At 33.1% G+C, this 6056-nt stretch carries 6 protein-coding genes; 4 read left to right on the top strand and 2 right to left on the bottom strand.

Annotated elements, in window-relative coordinates:
* The first annotated feature begins 1465 nt into the window (after positions 1–1465).
* Together repM and FTU22_RS16130 are read left to right on the top strand one after the other, a co-directional pair.
* A complete protein-coding gene (gene repM, locus FTU22_RS16135; protein WP_373684808.1) occupies positions 1466–2407 on the top strand; it encodes a replication initiation protein RepM in 942 nt (313 codons plus the stop codon).
* A 63-nt stretch (positions 2408–2470) separates the two neighbouring features.
* On the top strand, positions 2471–3037 hold the full coding sequence (locus FTU22_RS16130) for a plasmid replication DNA-binding protein (protein ID WP_180095444.1): 567 nt from the start codon (positions 2471–2473) through the stop codon (positions 3035–3037).
* Between the two features lie 201 nt (positions 3038–3238).
* On the opposite strand, the gene FTU22_RS16125 is transcribed toward FTU22_RS16130, so the two are convergent.
* Positions 3239–4912: a hypothetical protein gene (locus FTU22_RS16125; RefSeq protein WP_180095441.1), complete on the bottom strand. Its 1674-nt coding sequence runs from the start codon at positions 4910–4912 to the stop codon at positions 3239–3241.
* A 163-nt stretch (positions 4913–5075) separates the two neighbouring features.
* Here FTU22_RS16125 and FTU22_RS16120 point away from each other — a divergent pair, with 163 nt between their 5' ends.
* Complete coding sequence (locus tag FTU22_RS16120; RefSeq protein WP_180095438.1) at positions 5076–5324, top strand: type II toxin-antitoxin system HicA family toxin; 249 nt, start codon at positions 5076–5078, stop codon at positions 5322–5324.
* Complete coding sequence (locus FTU22_RS16115; RefSeq protein WP_180095435.1) at positions 5321–5653, top strand: type II toxin-antitoxin system HicB family antitoxin; 333 nt, start codon at positions 5321–5323, stop codon at positions 5651–5653. The genes FTU22_RS16120 and FTU22_RS16115 overlap by 4 nt, the downstream gene beginning before the upstream one ends.
* Positions 5654–5718: 65 nt before the next feature.
* Here the strand turns inward: FTU22_RS16115 and FTU22_RS16110 are convergent, their stop codons facing one another.
* Positions 5719–5907: a hypothetical protein gene (locus FTU22_RS16110; protein ID WP_180095432.1), complete on the bottom strand. Its 189-nt coding sequence runs from the start codon at positions 5905–5907 to the stop codon at positions 5719–5721.
* Positions 5908–6056 lie beyond the last annotated feature (149 nt).

The raw sequence follows: 6056 nt of genomic DNA, 5'->3' as shown, positions 1-6056 counted from the left end.
CATTTAACATAAAATCTCTTATACGAAACTCAGGTTAATCCTGAGTTTTTTGTTCATTGGTAGTAAACATACTGGGATTGGTTATCGTGATATTTTCCTGACATTGAGAGCAAAGCATTAGCCCAGCAAATAGCTGAACATTCTGCCTATTTCCACAAAGCGTACATGGTTTAGAAAGCTGAATAATATTGTCCATCACTTAATTCTCTTTAAAAAATTTCGTTATGTATACTGAGTTTTTTTAATTTTGCACACTACTAATATTCGCTTTACAAGCAATAATGTAAAAAAAATCAGCGCCCCTTTATTTGTTAATATATATCAATTGCTTATTTAATTTTTTTCTAAAAAACGGGGCTATGGTCTATATTTATCCATAGCCCCTAATTTTCATTTTATAAAACAAATACTTATTCATGTTTTCTCACATTTTTCAGCCCTTCTTAATGGGCTGATGTTTTTCCTTTTTTTTCAAATAGATACACTCATATTTCGCTTTTTTTCAGCCCCGTTTTTTTTACCTGTTAAAAATCTGTGTATGCCTTATCCTGTAAGGGTTTGAGGGTTGTCATCGATAGATGCGTGGTGTGTGACAAAAATATTCGGCATGTGCCGAGATCATAAACGGTTTAACTGGCTAAATTGACGTACAGTGAATGCTTGGTAAACATCTAAATTTTGTTTCTTCAAAGAGAAACGCGGAAGCGTGCATTCTGATCTGCTGACCAGAAATGAAAAATTCAAAAACATCAAAACAAGGCTATCGCTCTAAATTAGAATCGAAGAATTTTCTACATCGCTATAAAACTGCCTAGAATCGCACTGAAGCGCATTTCTTCGAAAAAGAGGGAAATCTATGTAAACAGGGCTAAAAAGGCCAATAAACGCAAAATAGGCTTATTTAGAATGAGAAATGCAACTAGGCTAAAAAATCTGTAAAACAAATAACAAATTTCAGAAAGCAGTTTTCCATCTTAGACTGATATAGAAAAAACCCGAACGAGTGTCTACGAGTGATTAAGATTAATCAAAATTTCGTCTCGCTTTTTCTCTGATTACAGGCTCCCTATCCATTAATCACTTTGATTTCAGAGCATCCCGAATGGGTGCGAACAATTAATATTGGCTGCTCGTTCGAGCGAAGCGAGCATAAAAAACTCATGAGCGTAGCGAATTCCGAGTTGCTTTTGATTTTTTAAAGTCACAACGAGATTAGCTAAAAATTGCCCCTCGAATCGAGCGAAAGCGAGATTCAATAGAGTTTGAGCGAAGCGAAAACATAGGGCAATTTTTCAAATTACCTTTTTTAATTATTTTAATTATTTTAAATCTTTTAGGGTGCCTGTATTCCTTATGTATCAATAGTTTCAGCGACTAACTATGACGGATTGACTACTAACTATGACGGATTGACTACTAACTATGACGGATTGACTACTTAACTATGACGGATTGACTACTAACTATGACAAGTATATATTTGTCATATATTAAAAAAATTAATGGTTTTATTTTGGATAAGAATCAAGTTGTAAAATCAAATCAAGTTATAGAAGCTTCATATCAATTGAGTGCCGTAGAGCAACGTATTGTTTTAGCCGCAATAGCACGTATTCCTAAGAATAAACCCATCACAGATGATGAGTTATATCCTGTAAGTGTTGGAGAATTACAGCTCTTAGGAGTACATGAAAAAACAGCTTACAGAGATTTAAAAGAGGGTATTAATAGACTTTATGAAAGGTCAATTAATCTCAGTATCGACGATAAATCTATCAAAATGAGATGGGTACAAGAAATCCAATTTTTAGATAGCCAAAGTGTTATTGGTATCCGTTTCTCAAAACCAATCTTGCCTTTTATTTCTAACTTAAGTCGAGAGTTTACTAAATACGCACTATCAGACATTGCTGGAATCAATAGCGGGTACGGTATCCGTATTTATGAGCTACTAGTGCAATATAGACAAATCGGTAAACGTGAAATCTCAGTAGATAATCTAAGGACAATGCTAGAACTAGGTAAAAAATACCCACTATTTGCCGACTTCAAAAAACGAGTGATTGATACTGCTGTAGATCAAATAAATGAATACAGTCCTTTAAACGTGAGATATGAGCAGAAAAAAACAGGCCGTAAAGTTACTCACATCATGTTCTCTTTTAAAGAAAAAGCTAAAAGTATTAGTCACCAAAATCCAAATATATCGAAGGATTTTTATAAGCTAACAGATGCTCAAATCAATATGTTTGGGAATCAGCTATCTCGACTGCATGAACTGTCTCACTTAGCACTACAGGGCGAAAGCTATGAAATACTAGCCTCAAAAATAAAAGATATGCTAAGAGATCCTAAACAACAAAAGCAGTTTTTACCTTATTTAAAGAACTTAGGCTTTAAACCTTGAGAGTATTAGTGAATACACTTATTGTATTCACTAATACGTATCGTAAATACATAGCAATACATTATGAAAACAAGTACAAAATACAGTGTTAGTGATGCAGCAACACTGTATAAAAAATCTCGAGCTACACTTTATAAAGATATAAAAAACGGTGTATTAAGTCGTGACCATGATGGTTCTATCGACTTTTCAGAATTACTTCGTGTATATGGTGAACCTTTTGGTAGAACAGATACAAAACGTCTTGATACATCTATAAGACAAAACTCTGATACACCTGAATACACTGATAATACAGTTGTTGAACTCAAAAATCAGATTGATTTTTTAAAGAAACAATTAGAAAAAGCGGAAGATCGTGAAGCTAAAGCTAATTCTCGTATTGATACCTTGCTTACACTCATAGAGATGAAGCCTCCTCAAGCTAACATGACTACTTTTTCTGATGAGGATGCTATACAACCAAGTGCATCTAAAGCAGATCGTGAGCCTAATTTGGCTAAACCTAAAGATGACGGATTGACTACTCCGGAGCAGGCAGAAAACAAGCGTATTCCAGTACCGGAACATGTTGAACCGGAGCAACCGAAAAGAGGCTTTTGGAGCCGTTTTTTTAGACCCTATGATTAACCACGATTGTTTAACTGATATGAACAAAGTCGTGAAACATTGATCAAGTAATAGGCGTGGAACGATAAAAATCACGTAAAAAGCCCAATCGGGAAGGATTGGGCTTTTTACATCAACATAAAACACTGAATTTTAAAGAGAAATGAAGAGCATTTCGTATAAGGTGTATTATGTTAATTTTAGGAAAACTCAATAATAAAATTATTTCTTCTTAGGCTTCATGCATGAGGGTTTTGATAGGCTCACTGGCTGGTTTAAATTGTGTGCCTTAGCTCCCTGTTCTAAAAGGGCCTTTAAACTTTTTTCAGAATTTTTAGGCTGCTTATTTTGAGCATTCTTTTTAGGCTGTGATGGCGATGCTTTTTTCTGAGTTTTTACTGATTGCTCGACTTTATTTTGTTTACTTGTAGGCTTGTTTAATACGGCTGTTTTTAGAGACTTTAGCCATGAGTATGCGTGAGTATCTAACTTCAATAAATGTTCAATCATTTCATTACGTTTAGCTTTATCCATCTTAGAGAGAATGCTTTTAAGATCAGCATTAATTGATTGATTTGTTGCACCTCGTTCACTAGCTTTTTCATACCACTCATGCCCAAGTGTATATTGATACGTTTCCATATAAATAGCGCCTAATAAAGTACAAGGACGATAATTATCTGGAGTTAAATTATGAGCTTTGGATGCATTATCAATGGCGACTTTAACCTTGCGAAGATCACGTCTAACTCCACCAAGAGTAGTGAAATACGCAGATAATAATTTTTTATCCTTGATACCATTGGTGGAAATTTTTTCTAAAAATTCTTCTGCCTCAAGACTTTCCTGACACTTTCTTAATTGACTACTAGCATTAATAGCATTCCAAATGTTCTTGGTGTTCTTTGCATATTCCTGCAAATAATAATTAGCTTCTAATCGATGAAATTTATGACGAACTTTGGTACTAAAGAATTTTTTACCTATTGTATTTAACCAAACTGCCTCATCTTGAGACAGTCTTGTTTCATTTTCTAGCTTATTCAGAATTTCAGAAAGCTCTGTAGGTAATACTTCTGATAGATATTCATTAATGTCGTATTTTTTTAGTAATGCTTTTTCTTTTTGCTTTGCAACATAAACAGGATCTGACTCAAGCAACTTTTGTTTTTCAATAGCTTCCTGTCTCAATTTCTCTTGACGAATTTTTTCCTCAGCTAATCTCTCTAATTCAACTTTATTTCTAATTTTTTTCTGAAAGTCTGGCAGAAAACCATTTAAAGATCTGAGCATATATTCATGAATATATATTTCTTCAAATTTAGTTAGGCTTTGTTTTTCTTCATATTTTCTTACAATATCTTTTAAACGGCTAGGTATTAAAAGTTCTGACTTTAAAGGGTCGAAAAAGTACTGTTTGCACAAACTTAGAAGTTTATTTTCAAAAGTTTCTAAATCATTTTTACTAACTTTTGCTTGTAAGAGTAATGATTTACCGACTTCTACTTTTTTTCGTTCATCTTCAGTTTTTTCTCTGTCTCTTCGTTCTTGAACTAATTTTTCTTGGCGTTTTTGTCTTTCAATAGCTCTTTTTTCTAAAAGCTCCTGACGAATTTTCTGTTCTGCCAACATTTTATTTCTTATTTCATTATTGGCAGCCTCTTTTTTATATTGATTAAATGAAATGGTGCCGCAAACAAAGCTATGCAAAGTGTAAAGATTAAGTAGTTTTAAATGGCCTTTTTCATTGTGAGTTAGATTAACTTGTTGTTTATTTTTTAATTTTTGAATAATTCCATATAGTGTAGTATTTGGAATCATTGAACTTTCGATGTGATCCAAATAATAAAATGAAGCGTCTTTACGAATATTGTCAAAATTTTGATTTGTAGTCATTTCAATCATTAAAAAATTATTACTATTCAATTAAATAAAAAATCTAAAAATATTGAAAGCTTTATATTTAACATAATGGCAATCACAAGTATTGCAACTAAATTTAGTTGCAATACTTGTTTGAAATTAACTATACTTACTAGCAATACAGTAGGACTAAATTATGGGTAAAACGGAAAAGTTACTGGAAAAATTTGGAAGTTCAAAAAATACGTTTCCGTATAAAGATTTAGTCGTTTTACTCAACCAACTCGGCTATGAAAAGTTTGAAATGGCAGGCTCTCGTGTCCGTTTTTTTAATGAGAAAACAGAACACATGATTTTACTGCACCGTCCACATCCTGAAAATGAAATTAAGGGTGGAGCATTAAAAGCTGTAAAACAGGCACTCAAGCAGGAGGGATTTTTATGAGCTATCTAAAATACAAAGGCTATCTCGGTACAATTGAGCCTGATCTTGAAACTGGTGAACTCTTTGGAAAACTCTCTTTTATTCGCGATCTAGTCACCTATGAAGCGGAAACATTAAAAGCTCTTGAGCAAGCTTTTCAAGAGTCAGTAGATGGCTATTTAGAGTCATGTGCTGAATTAGGTAAAACTCCTGATCAACCATTCAAGGGCACATTCAATGTCCGTATAAGCCCAGAATTACATCGTAAAGCGGTTTTAGCATCAAGTAACTCCCTAAATGCCTTTGTTAGTGATGCAATTCAAGAAAAGTTAATGCGTTTGGGTACATAATTTATCTAATTACAAACACAATAAAAATGGGAGCTTAAATCTCCCATTTTTTAATTCATATAATTTTAATTTTGACTTAATTTTTTTAAGTCACGAATAGCTTTGCTTAGTTCAAACATTTGGTTGTGTAACTGTTCAGACAGCATCTCATTATTTGCATCTTTTCTATTCAAAATATCTGCAATATCAATAGTATCTTCCATAATCTGAATTAATTTACTATGCACCTGTTCATGTTCATTATTAGGCATCATTATCTCCTCCAAAAATTTAAGTCATTTAACATAAAATCTCTTATACGAAACTCAGGTTAATCCTGAGTTTTTTGTTCATTGGTAGTAAACATACTGGGATTGGTTATCGTGATATTTTCCTGACATTGAGAGCAAAGCATTAGCCCAGC

The sequence above is a fragment of the Acinetobacter sp. YH12076 genome (genome assembly GCF_013419525.1).
Taxonomy (GTDB): Bacteria; Pseudomonadota; Gammaproteobacteria; order Pseudomonadales; family Moraxellaceae; genus Acinetobacter; species Acinetobacter amyesii.
The sequence above is the reverse complement of the archived record's forward strand: the minus strand, read 5'-3'. Positions and strand labels throughout refer to the sequence as shown.